Raw genomic sequence first — 24457 nt, forward strand, 5'->3', positions numbered from 1 at the left:
GAGACGATCACACGGGCATCAACTGCTCTCCGCTGCTGGCAGACCGGGCAACTGGAGGCCCCCAGGTGTTCAGCCGACTCGACCGGCGTCCCGCGTTGTAGATACTTCGGATCACCTGGTCCACTCCCTCTGCCACGGTACATCCCGTAGTTGTGCGAAAGCCTCGCCCTTTACCCAGGAGGCTAGATGCACCACCGGCATGGTTGGCCAACTTCTTCACTCCAGCCACGACCTACGCGTTCGACTGCGTAAGTGGCTGCTTGCTGAGCGCGTCACGGATGTCGGTCGGTCCCGAGTGGGGCGCTAGTAGGAGTGCAAGGCCGACTGGAGTCGAGCTACGTGTGATTGCGAAGCCAGGCACCTTGCATTCGCGACGAAGGATGAAACCAAGGCCGTCAATGCCGGCTACGTCCCGGTGCTGCCTCGCTCCGGTCGGGGAGGTGGAAGGAGGAGATCGCGTTCCGGATGCTTGCTGCCGCTGACGCTGCCTTGGACACCGAGGTCTTCCCGAGCTGCTTCGTGGAAGTCGTTGATGGCGCGGAAGACCGCTCGGTTTCGGTCTCGCCACTGCTGCAAGGTGCCGGCCGTCTTGCCTGCGGCTTGCCAGTCGACCTCTAGGGCTGCGGCGTTGAGTTCGTGGGCTGCCTCTACGACGTCGTCGCCGCCCAGCAGCATGACGCGTTCGAAGGCTCTGCCTCGGAGGCGTCCTGCCTCCGCTACGTCGGCGAGCAGTTCCTGCTCCGGCTTCTCTGCTTCGCGCATGCCCTCGCGTTGTTCGTAGAGCTGGGCGGCCAGGAAGATGCAGGCTCGCATGCGGTCGATGTAGGTCTCGTAGGCGCTGAGCTTCTTGTCGTCCCAGCGGGTCTTGAGCTGGTACCTGTTGCGGCTCCGCTCCATGAGGAAGTTCGCCACGTACGAACTCATCGCACCCAGGAGTACGGCAGCGATCGTCACGAACTGCTCAGTGGTCCCCAAGCCATCCCCCAGACACGGAACTTGTGTTGTCGTGTTGAGGAGTTTATGAGTGCGGCGGGTCGCGCGGGGGTCGGGCGACGTAAGCCTGCGGCTGGGGAGGGGAAGGTGGTCGAGGTATGTGGGCGGGGCTCAACGTGATGCAGCCCGGTTTCCAGTGGGGACACAGATGGAAACCGGGCTGCCGTCGCCGGGCTGGGCCGACGCCGCCCCTCGGCCGGTGGTGTCTCGGTGACGACGCTCAGCGGGTGGGCCGCCGAGCAGGCGCGCCGAGAGGTTTGGAGACCCGGGGGGTGGCCAGGCCCGTGCTGGCACGGCGGCCCCCGGTCGGCCCTCAGTTGGGTTGTGCGGTGGAGGGGCTGTCAGCGGGGTGGGCGTCGAAGTGCTGGAAGGCGACGACCTCGTACCTGGTGCATCTGGAGAGGCCGGCGTGCTTCAGGCACCAGAGCTGTGCATCGTCCGATGCTTCGGTGTCGGTGGACTGGGCGAAGCATTCCAGGCACTTCCCGTATTACCGGATCTCGGCGCCCGGGACAGCGCTCAACGTCCACTCGGTGAAGCGGTAGGTCGACCTCATGCCGGCTCCCCAATCGACCGCGCGGAGTCCTCAAGGTCGTCGTCGGGCTCGTCGTCATCGTCCCGATCGGGGATCCGTTCGCCGCGGCTGTCTGTGACTCGTAGCTGTCTGCCAGGCGCGATACGAAGCCGGGGGTGCCGTCCGTCGCTACGTAGCAGCGTTGTCCGTTCGGGCCGGACCACGGGAGCAGGCGCAGCCCTGATGCGGTGCTCATGTCGCCACCTGCACACCACGGATCCAATACGGGCCGACGTCGATGCCGTGCACGGCCAGCCACAGGGCTCGTCGACGTTGCCGCTGGTGTCGCTCTTCTTCCTGTTCCTCGTACGCGATCAGGTACGGGCGGAAGAGGGCCACGTCTTCGTCGCGTAGTAGCGGGACATGATTGGTGGGTCTGACGGGTGGCGGCTGGTCGGCGCGGGATCTGCGGCTTGGAGGCGTCAGGTGGCGTCGGCGCGATGGCGCCCTTGGCTGGGGAGCAGCCGCTGAAAAAGCGACTTGATGAAGTGAGCGGCACGGTGCGGCATGTTGACCTGCACTCTCAGGTTGGCCACGCCCCCGGGCCGTTCGCCGCGGCCGCGGGGGCCTCTGTGATCAGGTGCCGTGGAGCTTGCGGCTTGAGTGATCCGAGAGCGCTGCTCGCCGCAGGTTTACGTGGGTGCTCGGTGGTGACAGGCGGCAGCTTCATCGCAGATCAATCACGTAATGTGAAGCTAGTTAACTTGCATGGGTGGTGGCGGCGCTTCTGCCACTCCTCTTTGAGATTTCACTCTCCGCGGCCGGCTGCACCTTCGTCGGGGCATCGGGTGCCCGCGCAGTGGTGCTCAGCGGCGCGCCGTCGCCGTGAAGGTGGGGCTGGCGGCGGCTTGTTGGTCGGCGAGGACGTCTATACCCTCGAACTGACGGGTCGTCAGGTACGTCGCCGACGCGGCGACCGCTGAGAGGGGCCTCATGACTGGCCAGACGAACGGCTTGAAGGACACGAACAGCACCACCGAGACCATCGACATCCCCCGCGTGATCAGCGTGGACGACCACGTGATCGAACCGGCTCACCTCTTCGAGACCTGGCTGCCCGCGAAGTACCGTGATCTCGGGCCGAAGCCGTTCACCGCCGGTATCGGCGAGCTGGCGTACATCGGAGGCAAGTACAAGTTCACGACGGATCCGGCCGGCCAGCTGACGGACTGGTGGCGGTACGAGGGAGACCTCTTCCCGTACAAGCGGATCATCGCGGCCGTCGGGTTCTCCCGGGACGAGATGACACTCGACGGCATCACCCGGGAGCAGATGCGGCGCGGCTGCTGGGACCCGAAGGCACGCCTCGCGGACATGGACTTCAACCACGTCGAAGCGTCGCTGTGCTTCCCTACCTTCCCCCGCTTCTGCGGCCAGACCTTCGCCGAGGCCCAGGACAAGGAAGTCGGCCTGGCGTGCGTCCGCGCGTACAACGACTGGATGGTGGAGGAATGGTGCGGAGACAGCGGCGGGCGGCTGATTCCTCTGTGTCTGATCCCCTTGTGGGACGTCGACCTGGCAGTGCAGGAGATTCGGCGTAACGCTGCCCGAGGGGTACGCGCCGTGACCTCCAGCGAGATCCCCACCTACCTGGGGCTGCCGAGTATCCACTCGGGCTACTGGGATCCGTTCTTCGCGGAGTGCGAGGCGACGGGAACGGTGGTGTGCATGCACATCGGCTCGTCGTCGCAGATGCCGGCCGCCTCGCCGGACGCTCCCCCTGCCGTGCAAGCTTCGCTGTCCTTCAACAACGCCATGGCGTCGATGATGGACTTCCTCTTCAGTGGCGTCCTGGTGAAGTTCCCCAGGCTGAAGTTGGCGTACGCGGAAGGGCAGATGGGGTGGATCCCGTACGCCCTGGAGCGCGCGGACGACGTGTGGGAGGAGCACCGCGCGTGGGGCGGCGTGCGTGACCTGATCCCCGAGCCGCCCTCCACCTACTACTACCGGCAGATCTTCTGCTGCTTCTTCCGCGACAAGCACGGCGTCGCGTCGATCGAAACGGTCGGCGTCGACAACGCCACCTTCGAGACCGACTATCCGCATGTCGACTCGACGTGGCCGCACACCAAGAAGGTGGCCGCGGAGCACGTCGCCGGGATGCCGCCGGACGTGGCTTACAAGGTCCTCCGCGGGAACGCGATCCGGATGCTCGACCTGGACCTCGACAGGACGCGTTGACGACCGAGGGGTGTGCCTCGGTTCGCCCTGGCGGCACCGCTATAGGCCCCCGGACCGGGGCCGCTGATCGTCAGAGCGGCCGTACCGGGGGCTGATCCCGGTACGGCCGCCGGAACGGTGATACCTCAGCAGGGCTGACGCGTACGCGCGCACGGCGTGGAGTACACCGCCGCCACGCGGTCCCCCGACATCACCAGGTCAGCCGTCTCCACCACCGTGCCGCGCGCGTCGTACGACGTGCGCTGAATCGCGATCACCGCCACGCCGGGAGAGATGCCGAGTTCCGCCGGCGCCGGGGGCGCCATCGCGTACAGCAGGTAGGAGCGCACGATGCTGTACGGAGCTTCTTCCTTCGGGCGCCGGCCGCGGTAGACGAGCTCAAGCAGTCGCGTCTCGACCTGTACGTTCATCCGCGACGCCAGCTCGTCGTTGGCCCGCACCTCGCAGCAGCTGACGGTGACCTCTGGGGAGTCGCGGAGCGCACGTTCCAGGGAAGAGCCGGTGGGGCGGGGAGGCTGAGCGGTCCGATGGTTTCGGTCGTTCGCGTACTCGATCCTTTGGCCCACTGGCTCGGACGAAATTGCCTCGCCCGTGGCGCTTCTCGATCAGCCCCTCCACCTGCAGAACGTTCAGCGCGTGCCGCACGGTCGGCAAGCGGACGCGATGCTGCAGGGCGGGGGCGCTCTCGAAAAGCAACCGTGCAGCGGCTGGAAGAGTGCCGTCCTCTGCGTCTGTTGGGGGCTGTCGACACGGCATCGTTCAGACGAGGGCCCAGGCGGTGAGCCCGTGCTCGTTCCCCCGAAGGCCGAATCGATCAGCGCGGTCTAATGTGGCAAGGAGGGCCTGCCAGCGGGTCGGGGACGGCTCGCCGAGCACCTTGGTCACGACGTGGATCCGGGTGAGGCGCCGGTGTACGTGGGGCTCGTAGCCGGCGGCGGTGAGCCGTGCCGCGATGTCCTGCGCTCGGGATGCAGGTGCAGGCACGGCGGGTTCTCCGTTGCAGATGGATCACTCACTATGAAGCTAGTTAACTAGAATAGAGCTAGTGGACTAGATTTGCTACATGCCTGAGCAGCCTCCGTACCTCGCCGTCGCTGACCGGCTCCGGCAGAGCATCGCCAACGGCGACTGGTCCCCCGGTGACCGGCTGCCGTCGCGCGCGCAGCTCGCCGGCGAGTACGGGGTGGGCGACAACGTCATCCGGCGCGCGCAGGAGCTGCTGATCGCGCAGGGTTTGCTGGAGGGTCGCGCCGGTTCCGGCACCTACGTTGCTGAGCCGCGTCAGCGGTTGCGCATGGTCAGGTCCTCGTCGCGGGAGCAGCGCGGCGGATCGCCGTTCCGCGCCGACATGGCGGGGCTCGGGAAGCACGGTACGTGGGAGCACAGCACCGAAGCAAAGGTGCCCGCCCCGCGTGAGATCGCCTCGCGGCTCGGCATCGCCGAGGGCGACCTGTGCGTCCGCACGGCTTACGAGTTCCTGGCCGACGGGAAGCCGGTGCAGCTGTCGACCAGCTGGGAGCCGTACAGCATCACCGAGGGCACGATCGTGGTGCTGCCCGAGGGCGGACCGTACGCCGGCCGAGGCGTTATCGAGCGGATGGCCGCCATCGGCGTGGTGATCACTCACGCCGTCGAGCGGCCGGAGCCCCGGCAAGCCACTGCCGCGGAGGCGAACCTTCTGGGCATCCCGAAGAGCGCGCTGGTCACGCACATCCGGCGTACCTACATCTCGGAGGACGGCCGGCCGGTCGAAACGGCGGACATCATCGTGCCGGACGCGTACTGCGAGATCGTTTACGAGATCCCGATCGAGCACCGTACGTAGGGTGATCCGGATCCGCTCGGCCGGCTCAACTTCTTCGGGGGCTCAGGTGACTTCTCTCCTCACGCAGTTCAAGCTGGACCTCTCCCGCTGGTACGTGCGCTACGCCCCCGGCACGCTCGGCAAGGCCGGCATCGTGGAGTCCTACCTGAACGCCGGTCTGCGTGACCATCCGCGCATCCGCCGAGCCCGTACGCGCTTCGGCGCCACCTTCGTCACCGACACCCAGGACCTGATCCAGCGGTACATCTACCTCTTCGGGGTCTGGGAGCCGCACCTGACGCGATGGCTGGAGCGTCGTCTCCGGCCGGGCGACGTCTTCGTGGATGTGGGCGCGAACATCGGTTACTACAGCCTGCTCGCCTCGCGGCTGGTCGGCGAGAAGGGGGCTGTGGTTGCTCTGGAGGCGTCCCCCGACTTCCATCGCGTGCTGCGCAAGCAGGTGGCGCTCAACGGGTGCGGAAACGTTCGTGCGGTGAATGCCGCGATCTCGGACCGCGAGGAGATGCTCACCTTCATCCTCGCGAGCTCCCACAACATGGGTGCCAACAGCATCGTGCCGTATGCCGGCGAGGCCGAGTCCACCTTCGAAGTAGCAGCTCAGCCGCTGTCGGATGTCCTCAGCGCTGATGAGCTCGCGCGAGCGCGGGTGATCAAGATCGATGTGGAGGGGGCTGAGGGCTCCGTTGTACGGGGGCTGGTCCCGCTGCTCGACCAGCTTCGGCCCGACGCGGAGCTGGCCATCGAGGTGACGCCGCAGCGGATGCTCGAACTCGGGGAATCGGCCGAGGAACTGCTGGGCGCGCTGCGGGCGAACGGGTTCCACATGTACCGCCTTCCGAACGACTACACCGCCAGCCGTTATCCGGCAGCCTTGCGACGCGAAGCAGCGGTGCCGGTCCGGTGGCGGGAGCCGATCACCGAGGAGAGCGAGTTGCTCTTCTCCCGCGTTGACGCCGAATACTTGCCGTAGTTTCGGGACGATAGCCGCTCCGATGGCCCCAGCACATCATCAACCCGACTTCACCAAGGCTTCAGCCGAAGGGCGTCGCGGGTGCCTTGCCATCAGCGTGTGTCGCACCGGGCAAGGGCTGCGCCGGCGGTGAGGGCACAGACGAACTCGGAGAGGTGGGCTGCGGGCCTCCCTCGGGCAGAGTGTGGTCCGGCTCGTCGAACGTCACGCTGTTCAGCAATGCCACGATGTCGGAGCAGTATGCTTCCCAGTGGCCCTCACACGGCGTCGTGAAATTGAAGGAGACGAGACACTGCTCCTGGCTCTCTACGCCCTCTGGTACGGGAAGGTACACCTGCATTTCTGCCATCGGCAGGTTCAGCTCTTCTCCCGATTCTGATGTCTCAGCGGGGATTACGAAGCCGTTTACGCCAGTCAGTACAGCAGCTGGGCCGACAGGCGTATCGAGTACGGTTCCGGCCCAGCCATCTCCTCGTGCGGCGATCAGGGATCGCACCATACCGTCTGCCGCCACTGCCGCATCTCCGAACGCGAAGGGCGTTACCGTAACAAGCAAGGTGCCGAGGGACAGTTCGCCTTCGTAGGCGCGCAGGCAGGTGCCTGCATACAGCGTCCCGGACTCTTCGAGTGCCTGCGATACCTTCTGCAGGTTGCTCACAAGGTTCTCGTAGGCTACGGGCCTCGCTTCGAGCGCTTCCCGTGACACGCGCGAGATGAGTTCCTCTCGCGCTTCCTCAGGAGTCATCCCTATAGGAATTTCCGTGAAACCGGCAGGTGCGATGAATTCCAACTCTAGCTTCCCATCTGGTCATGGCGCGGACTCGCAGGAGCAGGGGAAGGGGGCGGGACTGGGAACTGGGCTGCCTGCTGACGACGGAAACGGTCAAGCAGACGCAGATTCCTTTGGTGCCAGTTTCTCGTGTACCGCGGTCCGAGAGCGGTCCCGGCCAGGCACAGAATGCCCAGGATGCAGGAGCCTATTGCGACCGGCACCGTCTCACGAACGGCCCACGCCAGTGCGAAAAACCCGGCGGCGAAGACGCAACACACGGTGATCAGCTGAGCCGGGTGCCATCCCTCGTAAGCCTTGACCTGCCTCTGCGCACGCGCAGCTTGCTCCGGGTGGATCAGCGGCGGGTTGGCGGCGGACGGAATATGAGGAACGCTCCCTGGCCCTGACCAAGGATGAGTGACGGCGCTCCACGAGCCGGCCGCCCGCACGCGATCCAGTGTCGCTTGGGCACGTTGCCGGGCTGCCGGACTGTCGTCACGGGTGAAGAGAAGACGACGCTGTCCTCGTCCGTACGGCTCATCGGCACTGAGGGCATAGCCCAGCTCCGAGCCGATCCAGGTGACTCGATCAGCACGCATCGCTCCGAATCCGGTGAAGACGACTTCGACAGCCTGGCGTCCGTCGAAACGTGCTGCTGCCGTCTCGTCATTCATGCTCGTACCTCACCCGCCACCGGTGCTGTCCTGGTCTTTCGTGCTTCCCTTTTTCCACGCGTTCTCCAGAGCAACCAACATGAGTCCGCCACCACCGGGAAGCCCCAGCTCCATGGCCTGACGACGGTTTGTCGGCTTGAAGTTCTCGAACACGGATGGATCTCCGAACAGCCCTGCCCAGGAGTCAACCAGTCCGAAGTTGGAGGCTGCGTCCGCCGCACGACTCTTGAAGATTGCGGTGCCCAGTTTTCCTCCGACGCGAACGGCGCCACCGAACGGGATCGTGCCCAACCCGTCTTGTATCAACGTCCGGTTCGACACCACGTCTTCGCCGCCCGCCATACGAGCGGTGCCGTGCAGCACGAGCGCCCCTGCCGCGAAACCGGACGATACGACCTCCATGCCGGCAGTCAGCGGTACGAGAACGATCTCGGAGGGAGGGAAGACGAGGCCGAGAGCAGCGATGCCTACTCCGGCGGCGCCGATGACGGCACTGACCGTAGACAGGACGTCACCGACAGCGGCGATGGCATTGGCGTGGTTCTTCACCCAATCCCACGCCTGATGGGCGAGAAGGGAATTGGCCTCGGCCAGTGATTTTACGGCGTCGCCGATTCGGTCCAGCAAGCCTGGTTCGTCGGGGGCTGCTTCGGAGGCTTTGCGGACGGCCTCTGCGATCTTTTCCCCAGCCTCGTCATGCTGGTGCTTGAGCCGCTTCGCGTCCTCGATGAGCGTGTTGAGAGCGCTCCTGGCAGCATCAAGCTCTTTTACCGCCTGGTTCAGCCGCCGCTCGGCACTGTGCAGCTCTTCATCGGTGTCGAATGTCTGCCCTGCCAGCCCCAGGCTCGGGTTCTCCTCTGCGTCCCGCACATGCGAACGGGCGGTTACCGCACGGGCCTCCAGGTCCGCTGACCGGGACTTCATGCTCGACAGCTTCGCGGACCACTCATTGAGCTGGTAACCGCAGTCATAGAAGCTTTGAGTCGCAGAGTCGACGAGCTTCGGCAGTTCTTTCACCTTAGCGGAAAATGCGTCCGCGGCAAGTCCGCTCCACTTGTCTCCGCCACGAGTAATGGAATTCAGGGTCTGCCAGACCGAACTCAAGTTTCGGTGCGCCTCAAACGACTGATCCGCGAGTGCTCGCACCGCCGATAGGCTGCCGGGGGCTGGATCGAACCCGAGTCCTGGAAACCCTGCCGCCTCGGAAGGTATCTTGCCGCCGCCGCTCATGGATTCCCTTACCCGAAGACTCGCGATGCAGAAGTGGATGTCGAATGCGTCGGGGACGGAGCAGGGGAAACAATTCCCTCACTTCCCTTTGAGAGCGCCTGCTGAATTCCCGTCTCGCACGCCCGGTAGGATTCTGCAGTTGCATCTATTGATCCGCGTATGGAGTTCGCCAGATCCGCGATCTGACCGATGCCGTACTTCCACTTCGACTGGAAGTCTGAACAGGCGGAGTCCAAAGAGTCATGCCCTAGCTGCCCTGCGGTAGCCTGATCCATCTTGCGCGTCACGGCCTGCATTCCGGTGACGCTCTCGTCGAGCTTCCGCGAGATGGAGCCGAGTTCATGCACATCGACTTTGAAAGTCCCCGGCAAGAGAGCCCTCCCTTTTTCTCCTGCACCTACCTGCCATACGGGCTCAGCAGCCTAACAGTGACAAGATCCCGGCCCGGCGGAGAGGGTGGAACCATTACCCCGCCTTAACAGGGACAGCGGCACGATGGGGGCGTGGCCATAACGCCGGGCGGCACCGGAAACAAGGGCCAGGAGGCCATGGGCCTACCACCAGCCTGGCCCCAGGCAAAGCCAAATGGCCACCGCGACATGGCATTGTCGTGCCGACATCAGGACGTGGCGGAGCGGAATAACGAAGAGCGGCTGTTAGGGTGAGCTTCACCCCAACAGCCGCTCCACGGTCGTAACTATGCGGTTCAGTAGCGCCAATCGCCCATAGTTGCCAGAACCCGAGCCCGAGCCTCCACAACCGCGAACCGCGCCTCCCGCTCCCCCTCATGAACGTGAGCTGCCTGGTTAGTAGCCTGCCCCGGCCACTTCCGGTACAGCAGGCCCGTCTCAGCGGAGAAGTGCCCGCGGCTGACCGCGCTCAGCGCCATCAGCAGGCCCGTGTCCTCGCTCGCCGGCAGGGCCATCCAGCCGCCCAGCGCCAGGAGCAAGTCACGGCGCATGAAGAGGGTCGCCGGGTGGACCTGGGCGCGGTAGTTGTGGGCCTTCCAGTGCTGGAGGACTGCGCCGCGTTCGATCGGCCCCTTTGGCGGGTCCTGGTCGAAGCCGACGGTGGAGCCGTCGGGGAGGAGGTCCAGTACGCGGGAGGTGGCCCAGCCGAGCGTCGAGTCGGACGTGAGGGCCTGGAGGTCGCGTGCCAGGGCGCCCGGGGTCAGCATGTCGTCGGCGTCCAGGACCTTGACGTACTCGCCCTCGGCGCGGGACAGGCCCAGAGTGCGTGCGACCGCGGCGCGGCCCTGTCGGCCCTGGCCGAAGGAGATGCGCTGGTCGTCGGGCAGGTGGGGCGTTACGGCATCGGTCTCGCCGTCTTCCTGGATCACCCACTGCCAGTCCCAGCCGTCCGGCAGCTGCTGCTCGGTCAGCGACTTGTACGCGTCGGCCAGGTACTTCGCGGCCGGCGGGTGGACGGCCGTGATCACTGTGATGAGGTTCGTCATCGTCACCACCGGTCCAGTCGGGTCGTGAACACCAGCTCGGTGCGGTCGCCGGGCATGATCACGTCGGAGACGTCCACCACCCGTCCCTCGGTGTCGATGGAGATCTTGCGGAGCACGATCACGGAGACGCCCTTCTGGAGGCCGAGCTCCTCGGCCTCCTCTGCTGTCGGAGGCCGGGCCGTTATCCGCTCGACGATGTGGTCGACCTCGATGCCGATGGTGTGCAGTTGGCTCTGCGTGCCACCCGGCCACGGCTCGTTGGACTCGTCGAGGAGGTCCGGGTTGGCCGCCACCACGTCGTGGACGAGGTGCGAGCACACGAGGCTGAAGGCCGCGTCTTCGTCGCGGGGGTAGGTGCGGTAGACGCGTTCGAGCAGCCGGGTGCCTACGGGGACGGCGAAGGCGGCGGCCAGGTCCTCGTCGGCCTTCGTTTCGCGGTACTGGGCCTTGAAGACGAGATCGGAGACGGTGAGTCCAGTGTCGTGCTCGGTGGCGCCGGTCTGCTCGCGCTCGTTCCGCGCCGCGCGCGCCCGGTCCTTCTCCCACTGGTGACGCTCGTTGGTGCGCTCCACACGCGGCGGCGGCTTACGGACGAAGTTGCCGACCCCGTGCCGCTTGTCGATCAACCCCTCGGCCAGCAGTTCACCCAGCGCGTCGCGCATCGTCGGCACGCTGGTCTTGTACTGCTTCGCGAGTGTGGTCTCCGCCGGCAGACGCTCTCCCGGCTTCAGCTGGCCTGCGCGGATGTGCTGACGCAGTTCGTCAGCGATCCGCTCGTACTTCTTGGCCATGTGGTGCTCACCGTCCCTGATCGTTGGACGGTTTCAGCATAAGTCCTCAAGAGGAGTTGACGACATGTGGAGGGCAAGAGGCCTTAAAAGCCTGTTGTGTCGCTCGCCCATGCCTGCTTGCACCGGCAGAACTGCGCAAACCCGCAGTGCGCGCCCGGAGATCTCCGTGAAAGGGGGTCGAAGGAAGCGTCCGATATTTGCGCTTCGGAAGCAGTAGGAGGAGCAGGAGCGCGAGCGCCAGGTGAAGGGGAGGGGTGGGAGGGCAAGGGGTATGTCTCTGCCCAGCCGGCCGGTGGGCCGCTCAATCCGAACACTGATTTCCACTGGTGGAAGCGACTGCTGGAGGACGCGGGTGTACGGGATGGACGGCTTCATGACGCTCGTCACGCGGCCGGCATCGTCCTCCTTCTGCTGGGAGTCCCGGACGTGATCGTTGACGCGATCATGAGCTGGGAGCCGGGCGGCTCGGCCCGGATGCGGGCTCGGTACATGTACGTGACGGGCCCGCTCCTGAAGCAGGTCGCCAATCAGGTCGGGGATGCGCTCTGGGGCGGGCCCGGGTCGGAGCGCGAGGGTGGCGGGAGAGACGGCCGCTCGGGAGGCGCCTCAGCGGTCAACTGAGACGGAAACTGAGGCGGAACGCGACGAAGGCCCCCACCGCGGACGGTAGGGGCCTTCGACGTAGTGCCCGGTGAGGCACTGGCGGAGGATACGAGATTCGAACTCGTGAGGGGTTGCCCCCAACACGCTTTCCAAGCGTGCGCCCTAGGCCACTAGGCGAATCCTCCGCCGCAAACAATACAAGACGTTGAGGGGTGCTCGCGAACACGGTCGGGTGGCGGGGGTGGGGGAGTGATCTTGGGGTGGGGCGGGGTCGTGTGTTGGGCGGGGGATCCGCTAGTGTTGGGCGCAGCCCCTCACGTGGCGCTATCTCACCGAACTCCCCCAGGGCCGGAAGGCAGCAAGGGTAAGTGAGCTCTGGCGGGTGCGTGGGGGGCGTTTGCGTTTCGGGGATCGGGGGCGGCCCGGTTGTCAGTGGGGGCCGATATCGTCGTATGCGTGTCGTCCCTTGCGCTGTACCGCCGCTACCGTCCCGAGACCTTCGCTCAGGTCATCGGGCAAGAGCACGTGACCGATCCGCTGCAGCAGGCCCTGCGTAACAACAGGGTCAACCACGCGTATCTGTTCAGTGGCCCGCGTGGCTGCGGCAAGACGACCAGTGCGCGGATCCTGGCGCGCTGTCTGAACTGTGAGCAAGGTCCCACTCCCGACCCGTGCGGGGAGTGCCAGTCGTGCGTGGATCTCGCCCGGAACGGGCGGGGGAGCATCGATGTGATCGAGATCGACGCCGCCTCGCACGGTGGTGTGGACGACGCGCGTGAGCTGCGGGAGAAGGCGTTCTTCGGGCCGGCCAGCAGCCGGTACAAGATCTACATCATCGACGAGGCCCACATGGTCACGTCGGCGGGCTTCAACGCGCTGCTCAAGGTGGTCGAGGAGCCGCCGGAGCATCTGAAGTTCATTTTCGCGACGACCGAGCCCGAGAAGGTCATCGGGACGATTCGGTCGCGTACGCACCACTATCCGTTCCGGCTGGTGCCGCCGGGGACCCTGCGCGAGTACCTGGGCGAGGTGTGCGGGCAGGAGGACATTCCGGTCGACGAGGGCGTGCTGCCGCTGGTCGTGCGGGCCGGGGCCGGGTCCGTGCGGGACTCGATGTCGGTGATGGACCAGCTGCTCGCCGGGGCGGGCGACGCCGGTGTGACATATGCCATGGCCACGGCTCTGCTCGGGTACACCGACGGGTCGCTGCTGGACTCGATCGTGGAGGCGTTCGCGGCGGGGGACGGCGCGGCGGCCTTCGAGGTCGTGGACCAGGTCATCGAGGGCGGCAACGACCCGCGGCGGTTCGTCGCCGACCTGCTGGAGCGGCTGCGGGACCTGGTGATCCTGGCGGCGGTGCCGGACGCGGCGGAGAAGGGCCTGATCGACGCGCCCGCCGACGTGGTGGAGCGGATGCAGGCCCAGGCTTCGGTGTTCGGGGGAGCTGAACTGGCGCGGGCCGCCGATCTGGTCAATGCGGGGCTGACGGAGATGCGGGGGGCCACATCGCCGCGGCTCCAGCTGGAGCTGATCTGTGCGCGGGTGCTGCTGCCTGCGGCGTACGACGACGAGCGCTCGGTTCAGGCACGCCTGGACCGTCTGGAGCGCGGCGCGAGCACGGCCGGGCTGGGCCTCGGCGGGCCGGTGGCGACCAGCGGGGTCGGCGGGCCCGCGGTCGAGTACGTACCGGGGCCGGGGAGCCATGCGGTCGCGCCGCCGGCCGGGCCGCCGGCGGGCCCGGCAGGCCCCGCCGCGGCGCGTGCCGCGGTGCGGGGGACGAGTTCCGGAGCCGGAGCGGTAGCCGGGGCGGGTGCGGGGGCGCCTTCCGAGGCTGCCGCGCCGGTCGCGCCGGCCGCGCCTGCCCCTTCCGCAGGACAGCGGGAGTCGGCAGGGCCGCGGGAGTCGGCGCCTGCGGGTGCTCCCGAGGCCGCCTCCGCGCCTGGCGCCTGGCCGGCAGCCGGACCGGGCATGGGTACGAATGCCGGTGCCGGTGCCGGTGCCGGTGCTGGTGCGGGGCAGTCGCAGCCTGGGGCTTGGCCTGGGCAGGGCGGCGGCGCCGGACAGCGGCCGGGGGCCTGGCCGGGGCAGGAGACCCAGGGCGGTGCGGCCGCGCGCCAGCCCGGTGGGTGGCCTTCGGCTGCGGCCCCGGGGCAGGGCGCCCCTGGTGGTGGCGGTGGCGGTGGCGGGGCGCCGTCCGCGCCGGCGCAGTCCGTACCCGTACAGCAGCCCCAGCAGTCGCAGCAGCAGCCTCAGCAGTCGCAGCAGCCCCAGCAGGGCGGCGGAATGGCGCAGGGGGCCGCTCAGGTGCGGCAGATGTGGCCGGAGATCCTTGAGGCCGTGAAGGGGCGGCGCCGCTTCACCTGGATCCTGCTCAGCCAGAATGCGCAGGTCGCCGGGTTCGACGGCACGACGCTGCAAATCGGTTTCCCGAACGCCGGGGCGCGGGACAGCTTCGCCAACGGCGGCAGTGAGGACGTGCTGCGGCAGGCGCTGGCCGAGAAGTTCAACGTGCAGTGGAAGGTCGAGGCGATCGTCGACCCGTCCGGGGGCGCCAATCCTCCCGGCGGTGGCGGTTCCGGCGGCGGCGCGCCGCAGGGCGGCTTCGGCGGCGGCTTCGCTGGCAACAGCGGCGGCGGTGGTTTCGGCGGTGCCTCCGGGGCTCCGTCGCAGGCCGGCGGTGCGGCCGGTGGCCAGGGGGCCCAGGGCGGCCCCTCCGGAGGCGCCGGCGGGTACGACGGCGGTTCCGGGTACGAAGCCGGTGGCGGCGCTACGGGTGGCGGCGGCCAGGGCGCACAGGCGGCGCGGCAGGCGGTGGCGCCGGCAGGGTCCTCCAGCGGCGGCTACGCGGCCTCCGGTGGCGGCTACGCGGGCTCCGGGAGCGCCGGAGGCAGCGGGAGCGGCGGATCGTACGGATCCGGTGCTTCGGGTGGCCCGGGCGGCGCGGCGGCGGGGGCCGGGTACCGGGAGCCGGAGCCCTCGTCGGTGTCGATAGAGGACGACATGCCGGCCGAGGACGACCCTGACCTGGTCGATTCCGCGCTGAGCGGCCACGACCTGATCGTCCGCGAGCTGGGGGCGACGGTGGTCGAGGAGTTCAACAACGAGCACTGAGCGGGTGGCGCCGCGCCGGTGACCCGGCGCACACTCGTGCTCCTCCGTACGGCGTAGGGCGTAGCGCCGTTCGAGCACGTAGGCTCGGGCTACCGCACCAATCGTTGTCGTACGGCAGGAGTCACGTAGTGATCCCCGGTGGTCAGCCCAACATGCAGCAGCTGCTCCAGCAGGCCCAGAAGATGCAGCAGGATCTCGCGGCGGCCCAGCAGGAGCTGGCCGAAACCCCCGTCGAGGGTTCGGCGGGAGGGGGCCTGGTCAAGGCGACCGTGAACGGATCGGGCGAGCTCCAGGGGCTGGTCATCGACCCGAAGGCGGTGGACCCCGAGGCGGGCACCGCCGAGGAGAACGCCGAGACCCTCGCGGACCTCGTCCTGGCCGCCGTACGGGACGCGAACGCCAGCGCTCAGCAGCTCCAGCAGCAGAAGCTCGGCCCGCTCGCCCAGGGGCTGGGCGGCGGCGGAGGCATCCCCGGCCTCCCGTTCTGAGCCGGAGGGGCCGCGGAGCCGGCGGCAGAGCCGGCAACGGCTCCGGCGCCGGCTCCGGGAACGGCTCCGGCCCCGTGTCCGGGACCGCGGTTCCGTGGTTTCGGGGCCGAAGACTTAGAGGGATTGGTCTCCCATTTCGGGGAGGAGCCAACTAGCGTACGCAGCACGGCAGAAGAGAGAGAAGACGTTCCGTGTATGAAGGCGTGGTCCAGGATCTGATTGACGAGCTGGGCAGGCTGCCCGGCGTCGGTCCCAAGAGCGCGCAGCGGATCGCTTTCCACATTCTTCAGGCCGAGCCGACCGACGTACGCCGGCTCGCGAACGCGCTGATGGAGGTCAAGGCGAAGGTCCGGTTCTGCAGTGTGTGCGGCAATGTCGCGCAGGACGAGCAGTGCCGGGTCTGCCAGGACCCGCGCCGCGACCCGGCGGTCATCTGCGTCGTGGAGGAGCCCAAGGACGTCGTGGCGATCGAGCGGACGCGGGAGTTCCGCGGCCGCTACCACGTGCTCGGCGGGGCGATCAGCCCCATCGAGGGCGTGGGCCCCGACGATCTGCGGATACGGGAACTCCTGGCCAGGCTCGCGGACGGCACGATCACCGAGCTGATCCTGGCCACCGACCCGAACCTGGAGGGCGAGGCCACGGCCACGTACCTCGCGCGCATGGTCAAGCCGATGGGCCTGCGGGTGACGCGGCTGGCCAGCGGTCTGCCCGTCGGGGGTGATCTGGAGTATGCCGACGAGGTCACGCTCGGGCGGGCCTTCGAAGGGAGGAGACTTCTCGATGTCTGATGCCACGCTCCACAACGCAACGCAGGACCCGGACTCTTTCGCCGTACAGATCTCCGACTCGATCGAGAGCTTCATCGTCGCGGTCACCGAGGTCGCCAAGGGCGACGAGCCGGACAGCGCGGTGCCGTTCCTGCTGCTGGAGGTCTCCCAGCTGCTGCTGACCGGCGGCCGCCTGGGCGCGCACGAGGACATCGTGCCGGACGAGCGGTACGAGCCCGACGTCGGCCCGGAGCCGGACGTCGACGAGCTGCGCGAGCGCTTCGCGCGGCTGCTGGACCCGGTGGACGTGTACTCCGAGGTCTTCGACCCGTATGTGCCGCGCAGCGCGCCCGTCGCGTGCCGGATCTCCGACGACCTCGCGGACCTCATCACGGACCTGCGGCACGGCCTGGCGCACTACCGCGCCGGCCGGGTCAGCGAGGCGCTGTGGTGGTGGCAGTTCTCGTACCTGTCGAACTGGGGGCCGACGGCGAGCGCCGCGCTCCGCGCGTTGCAGTCGCTGGTCGCCCACGTACGCCTCGACCAGCCGCTGGACGAGCTGGACGGCCTGGACACGGACAGCGGCGCGGTGGACGGCGACGAGGAGCGGCTCGCCGAGGAGGCCGGCAAGGTCATGGCGGCGGAGATCGCCGGGCCGCTGGGGCTGCGCGAGGTCTGAGGCGGGGCTCGACGGGGTCCAGCGTGGCCGTACGAGGTCTGAGGCGGGGCCCACCGGGGCCGTACGAGGGGGCGCCGGGTCCCGTGTGACCTGGCTTACCTTTCCGTGTGCCCTTGTGAGAAGCGGGCATGTGCTGGCCGAGCGGGCGCAACGGCGCGCCCACGCCGGTCCACGACGATCGTGACGTGAGCGCTATGTCTCACCATGTGGTATTGGCGAGGCGGATTCCGCCTGCTCGTTAGACTGAGCCGACCGCAGTACCCCCATATCCGGGGGTCCGGGAGGAAACTCCCGAAGAGACAGTTGCGAGGAGCGCACGTGGGCCTTGTCGTGCAGAAGTACGGCGGCTCATCCGTTGCGGATGCCGAGGGCATCAAGCGCGTTGCCAAGCGAATCGTCGAGGCCAAGAAGAACGGCAACCAGGTGGTTGTGGTGGTCTCCGCGATGGGCGACACGACGGACGAGCTGATCGATCTCGCGCAGGAAGTGTCCCCGATGCCGTCGGGGCGCGAGTTCGACATGCTGCTGACCGCCGGAGAGCGGATCTCCATGGCCTTGCTGGCGATGGCGATCAAAAACCTCGGTCACGAGGCGCAGTCCTTCACCGGTAGCCAGGCCGGTGTCATCACCGACTCCGTGCACAACAAGGCACGGATCATCGATGTGACGCCGGGCCGCATCAAGACGTCCGTGGACGAGGGCAACATCGCCATCGTCGCCGGCTTCCAGGGCGTCTCGCAGGACAAGAAGGACATCACCACGCTGGGCCGGGGCGGCTCGGACACCACCGCCGTCGCGCTGGCCGCGGCGCTGGACGCGGATGTCTGCGAGATCTACACCGACGTGGACGGCGTCTTCACCGCCGACCCCCGGGTCGTGAAGAAGGCCCGGAAGATCGATTGGATCTCGTTCGAGGACATGCTGGAGCTGGCCAGCTCCGGTTCCAAGGTGCTGCTGCACCGCTGCGTCGAGTACGCACGTCGTTACAACATCCCGATCCACGTCCGCTCGTCCTTCTCCGGACTGCGCGGCACCTGGGTCAGCAACGAACCGCAAGGGGACCAGCCCATGGAGCAGGCGATCATCTCGGGCGTCGCGCACGACACCTCCGAGGCGAAGGTCACGGTCGTCGGCGTCCCGGACAAGCCGGGCGAGGCGGCGACGATCTTCCGCGCCATCGCGGACTCCGAAGTCAACATCGACATGGTCGTGCAGAACGTGTCGGCCGCCGCGACGGGGCTGACCGACATCTCCTTCACGCTGCCGAAGGACGAGGGCCGCAAGGCCATCGCGGCGCTGGAGAAGACCAAGCCGTCGGTCGGCTTCGACTCGCTGCGTTACGACGACCAGATCGCCAAGATCTCGCTGGTCGGCGCGGGCATGAAGACCAACCCCGGCGTGACGGCGACCTTCTTCGAGGCGCTGTCCAACGCGGGCGTGAACATCGAGCTGATCTCGACATCCGAGATCCGCATCTCGGTTGTCACCCGTGCGGACGACGTCAAGGAGGCCGTGCAGGCCGTACACAGCGCCTTCGGTCTCGACAGCGAGAGCGACGAGGCCGTGGTGTACGGCGGCACCGGTCGATGACGACCCCCTTCTCGGGTACGGCTACGGGCCGCGCGGGTGACCGCGCGGCCCGTAAGCCGCATCTGGCCGTCGTCGGCGCCACCGGCGCGGTCGGCTCGGTCCTGCTCGGCATCCTCTCCGAGCGGGCCGACGTCTGGGGCGAGATCCGGCTCATCGCCGCCCCGAGCTCTCAGCTGCGTTCGGGCAGGGGGGACTCCCACTCCCGTTCGGCCGGCCGCAAGCTGACCGTGCGGGGCGAGGAGGTCGAGGTCCTCGCGCTGAGCGAGGAGGTCTTCGACGGCATCGACATCGCGATGTTCGACGTACCGGACGAGGTCGCCGTGCAGTGGGCGCCGGTCGCCGCGGCCAAGGGCGTGGTGGTCGTGGACAACTCCGCCGCGTTCCGGCTGGACCCGGACGTGCCGCTGGTGGTCCCCGAGGTCAACGCGCACGCGGCGCGGGTGCGCCCGCGCGGCATCGTCGCCAACCCGAACTGCACCACCCTGTCGATGATCGTCGCGCTGGGCGCGCTGCACGCCGAGTACGGGCTGAGCGAACTGGTCGTCTCCTCGTACCAGGCCGCCTCGGAGGCGGGCACGGCGGGCGTCGACACGCTGCGGTCCCAGCTCGCCGCGGTCTCCGGTACGGAACTGGGCACCACGCCCGGCGACGTGCGGCGGGCCATGGGCGACACGCTCGGGCCGTTCCCGGCGCCGGTCGCGCTCAACGTCGTGCCGTGGGCCGGGTCCCTCCAGGAGGACGGCTGGTCCTCGGAGGAGCTCAAGGTACGCAACGAGTCGCGCAAGATCCTGGGGCTGCCCGCCTTGCGGGTCAGCGTGACCTGCGTACGGGTGCCGGTGATCACGGCGCACTCGCTGGCCGTGCACGCGCGCTTCGAGAACGAGGTCACGGTTGCCGGGGCGCACGAGATCCTGGCGTCCGCGCCGGGCGTCGTGGTCTGCGACGATCCGGAGGCGGGCGAGTTCCCCACGCCTGCCGACGTGGTCGGTACGGACCCGACGTGGGTCGGGCGGGTGCGGCGGTCCCTGGACGATCCCAGGGCGCTGGAGCTCTTCGTGTGCGGGGACAACCTGCGCAAGGGCGCGGCGTTGAACACCGCGCAGATCGCCGAAGTGATCGCGGCGGACATGGCGGCGTAACCGGCGGCGGGGCGCCGTGGCCGGTAGTCGCCGCCCGGTGGCCGGGAAGCGTCGTTCCCCGCGGCGATGTTGCATTTCACGACGGGCTCTGCCCCGATTGGTGCTGTCGCTGATCCGCACAGGAGATACCTTGAGTGGAGTGTGAAGGTCCTGTGAGCGGATCGTTGGTCCAAACCACTTGAACTGGTCCGACGGTGTGTTCGACTATTCGCTCCCCCCTTGCTGCAACCGGCAGTTGGGTGGGGGGCGTCTCTGTGGCCGCCCCTCAAGGGCATCCATGGACCTGCGGGACAAATGGGGTATTGGGGAAGAGCTGGTACGCATGAGGGCATTCGACTCGCCATCAAAAGCGGTGTCTTACGCGTACAACCCTGATGGGGGGAAACGTGTCCAACAGGCGTGGCAGAGGTACTCGGGATCACGATCGCCCCAGGGGGCTCCGGTGGCGCAGCGGTGCGCCCGTTGCGGCCCCGCATGCCCGGAGGCATGCCGGTGATCGCCCCGTGGCCCGCCGCGCAGCCCGCGCAGATCTCCTCCCAGCGTGGGGATACTGACGACGCGATGGCTGCGGGCACGACTGTCGACCATCTCACCGAGACCTACCGCGCGCACTACCGTTCGCTCCTGGGACTGGCCGCGCTGCTCCTCGACGACACCGCCTCGTGCGAGGACGTCGTCCAGGAAGCCTTCATCCGGGTGCACTCCGCCCGCGGGCGGGTGCGTGATCCCGAAAAGACCCTCGCCTATCTGCGCCAGACAGTCGTCAATCTCTCCCGTTCCGCCCTGCGCCGCCGCATCCTCGGGCTCAAGCTGCTCTCCAAGCCGATGCCCGACATGGCGAGCGCCGAGGAAGGCGCGTACGACCTGCTGGAGCGCGATCAGCTGATCAAGGCGATGCGGGGGCTGCAGCGCCGGCAGCGCGAGGTCCTGGTGCTGCGCTACTTCGCGGACATGACAGAGGCCCAGGTCGCCGAGACGTTGGGGATATCGCTCGGTTCGGTGAAGGCGTACGGCTCTCGGGGTATCGCGGCGCTGCGCGTCGCCATGGAGGCTCCCGCATGAGTGGCAAGCAGTTCGGCCCGTACGACCCGCAGGACCCGCACGACCCGCAGGCCCCACGTAACGCCGAGAACCCGCAGCGACCGCACCAGCAGGGAGAACAGCAAAACCCGGAGGAACGCCGCAACGCCGGCCAGGGCGACGACGGCCTCGGCCACGCCGGCCCCGGCTTCGGCGGTCCCGGCATGGGTGGCTCCGGTATGGGTGGCTCCGGCGCGAGCGGCTCCGGCGTGGGCGAGGACGAGCTGCGGCGGCTGCTCAGGTCCGCCGTCGGCGACCTGGAACCCGCCCCCGACTCGCTCGACCAGCTGCGCCGCGCGGTACCGGCCCGGCGCCGCCGGCGTCGGCACGCCGTGGTCGGCGCGATCGCGGCCGTCCTGCTCGGCGGCACCTCCATCCCCGCGATGGTGCAGGTGGCCGACTTCGCCGACGGCCCCGAGGACCGGCCCGCCAACGCCGCCAGTACGCAGCGCACACCGGGCGGCACCTCGGGCGAGCACGGCGAGGGCACGGAGCGCAGCGGCAAGCCGCCGTCCGGCCACGGCGGCAAGAAGTCCGACGAGGGCAAGACCGCAGGGCCGGGCAAGGAACCGGGCAAGAACGGCAAGCCGCCGGGCGCCGGGGGCACCACCCCCGACCCGTCCGGGACGATGGACGTCACCTCGCCCGCCTGCTCGCGCGCACAGCTTGGCAACGGTGTCAGCTCGGTCGGCCCCGCCGACTCCAAGGGCCGCGTCTACGGCTCGTTCCGGGTGGTGAACACCTCCGACACCGCGTGTTCGGTCGAGGGTGGTGGCGAGGTGGGCGTGGTCCCCCAGGGCGGCACGAGCAGCTCGAAGGTCCCCGTCGTCGACCACACGGCAGGCGACGACGCCCCCGGCCTGCCCGACCCGATCACCACGCCGGAGAACCTGGTGCTCAAGCCGGGCCAGGCGTACGAGGTCAAGTTCGCGTGGGTCCCGGCGGCGGGCGGCGGTGCCTCCGGCTGCGCCGGACCCGGCACCACGCCGACACCGGCCCCGCCGAAGAACCCCGGCGAGTCCCCCGGCTCCTCCTCGTCGTCCTCCGGCGAGGGCGTCGCGAGCACCACGGGCGGCGGCCAGGCCGGCGGCAACGAAGGGTCGCCCGGCAACGGCGGCTCCAAGCCGTCGGGCGGCGGCGTGGTCCTCAACCACACCCCGGAGGCCGGGGAGCCCGCGGCGGCCGACGTCAAGATCCCGGACGCCTGCGCCGGAACGGTCTACCGGACCGGGGCGCTGCCGGCCCAGTAGCGCCCGGCGGCCCATTGGCGGCCCACCGGCGGCCCACTGCCCGGGCGGCCGGGCCGCGCCGGCGGGCGGTAGCGGACCGTGCCGTGGTGGGCCGGACCCTGGCGTGCCGTAGCGGACCGGGCCGTAGCGGACCGGGCTGTGGCGGGCCGGGCTGTGGCGGGAGCGGAACGGCCCCGCCGTCCGGGCCCGGTGGCGCTCCCCGTACCGTTGGCGATGTGTACCGATTCCTGCTGACCCCGCGGTGGTGGGGAATCAACGTGTTCGCCGTACTGGCGATTCCTTTCTGCGTCTTCATGGGCAGCTGGCAGCTGGGCCGCTTCGAGGACCGTGTCGACACGCACCACCAGCAGGAGGACCGGTCCGCCGAGGCGAAGGCCGCGACGCCCAGGCCGCTGGACGAGCTGCTGCCGGTGGACAAGGTCACCTCCGGCCGCCAGGCCACCGCGACCGGCCGCTACGACACCGCGCACCAGCTGCTCGTACCGGACCGCACCCTGGACGAGAAGCGTGGCTTCTACGTCCTGACGCTGCTGCGTACGGACGGCGGCAAGGCCCTCCCGGTCGTACGGGGCTGGCTGCCGGGCGACGCGGACGCGCGGGAGGCACGGGCCAAGGTGCCCGCGCCGCCGAGCGGCGAGGTGACCGTCACCGGTGCCCTGCAGGCGTCCGAGAATCAGGGCACGGACGGGGTCCACGCGGGCGGCGGCCTGCCGCAGGGGCAGCTCGGCATGATCAGCGCGGCGTCGCTGGTCAACATCGTGCCGTACGAGGTCTACGACGCCTGGGTCACCGTCACCGACGCGCAGGCCCCGCTGCGGGCCGTGCCGCCGGCGGCTGCGGAGGGCAGCGGGCTGGACTTGAAGGCGTTCCAGAACCTCGGCTACACCGGCGAATGGTTCGTCTTCGCCGGGTTCGTCCTCTTCATGTGGTTCCGGCTCTTCCGCCGCGAGGCGGAGGCGGCACGCGACGTGGCGCTGGGGCTGGTTCCGGAGGAGGAGACGGAGAAGGGGATGGAGAAGGAGAAGGAGACGGAGACGGACGGGGCCCGAGGGGAAGAAGAAGCAGGGACCGCGGGCCGGTCCGTATCGCAGCCCTGAGCCCCCACCCCGCTACCGGTCGCTGTCAGCCGCCACCAGCCACTACCTGCCGCTACCAGCCGCTACCAGTGAGTGGGGCGGCTCAGCGTCGGCGGCAGCTTCGTCGCCGCGTCGCCCTTGGCCGCGTTCAGCTGGGCCTGGGTGAGGAAGATGCTGCCGGTCAGGTCGGCGCCGCTCAGGTCGGCGTCGCGGAAGTCCACCCCGATCAGGTCGGCGGCACGCAGGTCGGCGCCCTTGAGGTCGGCGGCGATCAGATAGGCCCCGCGCAGATTCGCGCCCCGCAGGTCGGCCCCCTTGAGCCGGGCGCCCATCAGGTCGGCCCCCCGGTGGTTCTTCTTACGGCCGGGAACGCCAGCCCTGACCAGCTCGCTGGTACGCAGCAGCAGGGCGTTGACGTCCTGCCGTACGGCCGCGACGTCCACCTCGGCGAGCGCCTCCGCGCTGCCGCGGGTGAGCCGGTCGGTCTCCTTGAGCGCACGCCGGAGATCCTTGTGGATGGGGCGGGCGGGCGGCAGGGACAGCGCCTCGGTCAGGTACCAGAGCAGTTCGTGGAGCTGCCGCATGACGGGGAACACGTCGAACATCTGCCGCGCGGAACCCGGCGCGCCGCGCCAGTCCCGGCCGCCGAACGTGACCTGGGAGACCTTCTGCCCGGCACCGAAGCAGTCGAAGACCGTACAGCCGGAGAAGCCCTTGTCGCGGAGACGGGCGTGGATGCCGCAGCTGAAATCCTGCTGGAGGTTGCCGCACGGCTTGCCGGCGGGCTTGTCGACGGCGAAGTCGGCCGAGGCGGCGAAGGGCAGCGCGACGCAGCACAGCCCGAAGCAGCTGCCGCAGTCGGCCTGGAGGTCGAGACGGTCGCCGCCGGCCGACGGGACTTCCTGCTTCTGGGACACCGCGGACGCTCTCCTGCCGTAAGCCGTACGTGACGACGTCCATTCTCCCCGATGGGACGGGAGGCGGGGGAGGGGAGGTGGGGGGCAGGGCGGGGCCGGGGGCCGGGACGCGGCCGGGGCGGGGCCGGCCGGGGTGGGACCGGGTGGCGTGGGGGCGGGGGGCTGGGCCGGGCGGCTCTGGGGCCCCGGGCCCCCCCCCCCCCCCCCCCCCCCCCCCCCCCCCCCCCCCCCCCGGCCCGCGCCCCCCGCCCCCCCCCCCCCCCCCCCCCGCCCCCCCGCCGGGGGCCG

Annotated in this window: 20 protein-coding genes, 1 tRNA gene and 1 other RNA gene; 14 read left to right on the plus strand and 8 right to left on the minus strand. The window is 68.9% G+C overall.

Annotated features, from left to right (window positions below):
• Positions 1 to 405 precede the first annotated feature (405 nt).
• Positions 406 to 954 carry a hypothetical protein gene (locus ACH4OW_RS08370; protein ID WP_398025934.1) on the minus strand — a complete coding sequence of 183 codons (549 nt, stop codon included), beginning with the start codon at positions 952 to 954 and terminating at the stop codon, positions 406 to 408.
• 796 nt (positions 955 to 1750) lie between these two features.
• Here ACH4OW_RS08370 and ACH4OW_RS08375 point away from each other — a divergent pair.
• Both ACH4OW_RS08375 and ACH4OW_RS08380 read left to right on the plus strand, forming a co-directional pair.
• Positions 1751 to 1921, plus strand: coding sequence for a hypothetical protein (locus tag ACH4OW_RS08375; RefSeq protein WP_398025936.1), 171 nt, complete (start codon positions 1751 to 1753; stop codon positions 1919 to 1921).
• 579 nt (positions 1922 to 2500) lie between these two features.
• On the plus strand, positions 2501 to 3748 hold the full coding sequence (locus ACH4OW_RS08380) for an amidohydrolase family protein (protein ID WP_398025938.1): 1248 nt from the start codon (positions 2501 to 2503) through the stop codon (positions 3746 to 3748).
• A 125-nt stretch (positions 3749 to 3873) separates the two neighbouring features.
• Here ACH4OW_RS08380 and ACH4OW_RS08385 read toward each other — a convergent pair whose 3' ends face one another.
• A complete protein-coding gene (locus tag ACH4OW_RS08385) occupies positions 3874 to 4188 on the minus strand; it encodes a UTRA domain-containing protein (protein WP_398025940.1) in 315 nt (104 codons plus the stop codon).
• Positions 4189 to 4811: 623 nt separating this feature from the next.
• Here ACH4OW_RS08385 and ACH4OW_RS08390 point away from each other — a divergent pair.
• Both ACH4OW_RS08390 and ACH4OW_RS08395 read left to right on the plus strand, forming a co-directional pair.
• A complete protein-coding gene (locus ACH4OW_RS08390; protein ID WP_398025942.1) occupies positions 4812 to 5573 on the plus strand; it encodes a GntR family transcriptional regulator in 762 nt (253 codons plus the stop codon).
• A gap of 94 nt (positions 5574 to 5667) precedes the next feature.
• Positions 5668 to 6543, plus strand: a complete 876-nt coding sequence (locus tag ACH4OW_RS08395; protein ID WP_398026018.1) for an FkbM family methyltransferase — start codon at positions 5668 to 5670, stop codon at positions 6541 to 6543.
• A 61-nt stretch (positions 6544 to 6604) separates the two neighbouring features.
• On the opposite strand, the gene ACH4OW_RS08400 is transcribed toward ACH4OW_RS08395, so the two are convergent.
• From ACH4OW_RS08400 to ACH4OW_RS08420, 5 genes are all read right to left on the minus strand, one after another.
• Positions 6605 to 7333, minus strand: coding sequence for a hypothetical protein (locus ACH4OW_RS08400; RefSeq protein WP_398025944.1), 729 nt, complete (start codon positions 7331 to 7333; stop codon positions 6605 to 6607).
• A gap of 665 nt (positions 7334 to 7998) precedes the next feature.
• Entirely contained in the window at positions 7999 to 9219 is a 1221-nt protein-coding gene (locus ACH4OW_RS08405; RefSeq protein WP_398025946.1) for a putative T7SS-secreted protein, read from the minus strand.
• A gap of 706 nt (positions 9220 to 9925) precedes the next feature.
• Positions 9926 to 10675 (minus strand): glycosyltransferase family 2 protein, encoded by a 750-nt coding sequence (locus ACH4OW_RS08410; protein ID WP_398025948.1) that lies wholly within the window; start codon positions 10673 to 10675, stop codon positions 9926 to 9928.
• Positions 10676 to 10677: 2 nt separating this feature from the next.
• Complete coding sequence (locus ACH4OW_RS08415; protein WP_398025950.1) at positions 10678 to 11466, minus strand: GntR family transcriptional regulator; 789 nt, start codon at positions 11464 to 11466, stop codon at positions 10678 to 10680.
• 700 nt (positions 11467 to 12166) lie between these two features.
• Positions 12167 to 12254: transfer RNA gene (locus ACH4OW_RS08420), tRNA-Ser, on the minus strand.
• A 120-nt stretch (positions 12255 to 12374) separates the two neighbouring features.
• On the opposite strand from ACH4OW_RS08420, the gene ffs reads away from it, so the two are divergent.
• From ffs to ACH4OW_RS08470, 10 genes are all read left to right on the plus strand, one after another.
• An RNA gene (gene ffs, locus ACH4OW_RS08425) (signal recognition particle sRNA small type) lies at positions 12375 to 12473 on the plus strand.
• Positions 12474 to 12525: 52 nt separating this feature from the next.
• Positions 12526 to 15180: a DNA polymerase III subunit gamma and tau gene (locus ACH4OW_RS08430; protein WP_398025952.1), complete on the plus strand. Its 2655-nt coding sequence runs from the start codon at positions 12526 to 12528 to the stop codon at positions 15178 to 15180.
• Between the two features lie 128 nt (positions 15181 to 15308).
• The gene (locus ACH4OW_RS08435) at positions 15309 to 15668 is read left to right on the plus strand and encodes a YbaB/EbfC family nucleoid-associated protein (protein ID WP_360140413.1); all 360 of its coding nucleotides are present in this window, start codon (positions 15309 to 15311) and stop codon (positions 15666 to 15668) included.
• A gap of 191 nt (positions 15669 to 15859) precedes the next feature.
• Complete coding sequence (recR, locus tag ACH4OW_RS08440) at positions 15860 to 16459, plus strand: recombination mediator RecR (RefSeq protein WP_360140410.1); 600 nt, start codon at positions 15860 to 15862, stop codon at positions 16457 to 16459.
• The gene (locus tag ACH4OW_RS08445; protein WP_360140407.1) at positions 16452 to 17117 is read left to right on the plus strand and encodes a DUF5063 domain-containing protein; all 666 of its coding nucleotides are present in this window, start codon (positions 16452 to 16454) and stop codon (positions 17115 to 17117) included. Before recR ends, ACH4OW_RS08445 begins: the two co-directional genes overlap by 8 nt.
• Positions 17118 to 17435: 318 nt before the next feature.
• A complete protein-coding gene (locus ACH4OW_RS08450) occupies positions 17436 to 18707 on the plus strand; it encodes an aspartate kinase (RefSeq protein ID WP_360140404.1) in 1272 nt (423 codons plus the stop codon).
• Positions 18704 to 19846 carry an aspartate-semialdehyde dehydrogenase gene (locus tag ACH4OW_RS08455; RefSeq protein ID WP_398025955.1) on the plus strand — a complete coding sequence of 381 codons (1143 nt, stop codon included), beginning with the start codon at positions 18704 to 18706 and terminating at the stop codon, positions 19844 to 19846. Before ACH4OW_RS08450 ends, ACH4OW_RS08455 begins: the two co-directional genes overlap by 4 nt.
• A gap of 486 nt (positions 19847 to 20332) precedes the next feature.
• Positions 20333 to 20908, plus strand: a complete 576-nt coding sequence (locus ACH4OW_RS08460; RefSeq protein ID WP_338015960.1) for a SigE family RNA polymerase sigma factor — start codon at positions 20333 to 20335, stop codon at positions 20906 to 20908.
• Positions 20905 to 22176, plus strand: a complete 1272-nt coding sequence (locus tag ACH4OW_RS08465) for a DUF4232 domain-containing protein (RefSeq protein ID WP_398025958.1) — start codon at positions 20905 to 20907, stop codon at positions 22174 to 22176. The genes ACH4OW_RS08460 and ACH4OW_RS08465 overlap by 4 nt, the downstream gene beginning before the upstream one ends.
• A gap of 215 nt (positions 22177 to 22391) precedes the next feature.
• On the plus strand, positions 22392 to 23273 hold the full coding sequence (locus ACH4OW_RS08470) for an SURF1 family protein (RefSeq protein WP_398025960.1): 882 nt from the start codon (positions 22392 to 22394) through the stop codon (positions 23271 to 23273).
• A 62-nt stretch (positions 23274 to 23335) separates the two neighbouring features.
• Here ACH4OW_RS08470 and ACH4OW_RS08475 read toward each other — a convergent pair whose 3' ends face one another.
• Entirely contained in the window at positions 23336 to 24169 is an 834-nt protein-coding gene (locus ACH4OW_RS08475) for a pentapeptide repeat-containing protein (protein ID WP_398025962.1), read from the minus strand.
• Between the last annotated feature and the right edge of the window lie 288 nt (positions 24170 to 24457).

It is taken from the genome of Streptomyces sp. NPDC017056, from assembly GCF_044332485.1.
Taxonomy (GTDB): Bacteria; Actinomycetota; Actinomycetes; order Streptomycetales; family Streptomycetaceae; genus Streptomyces.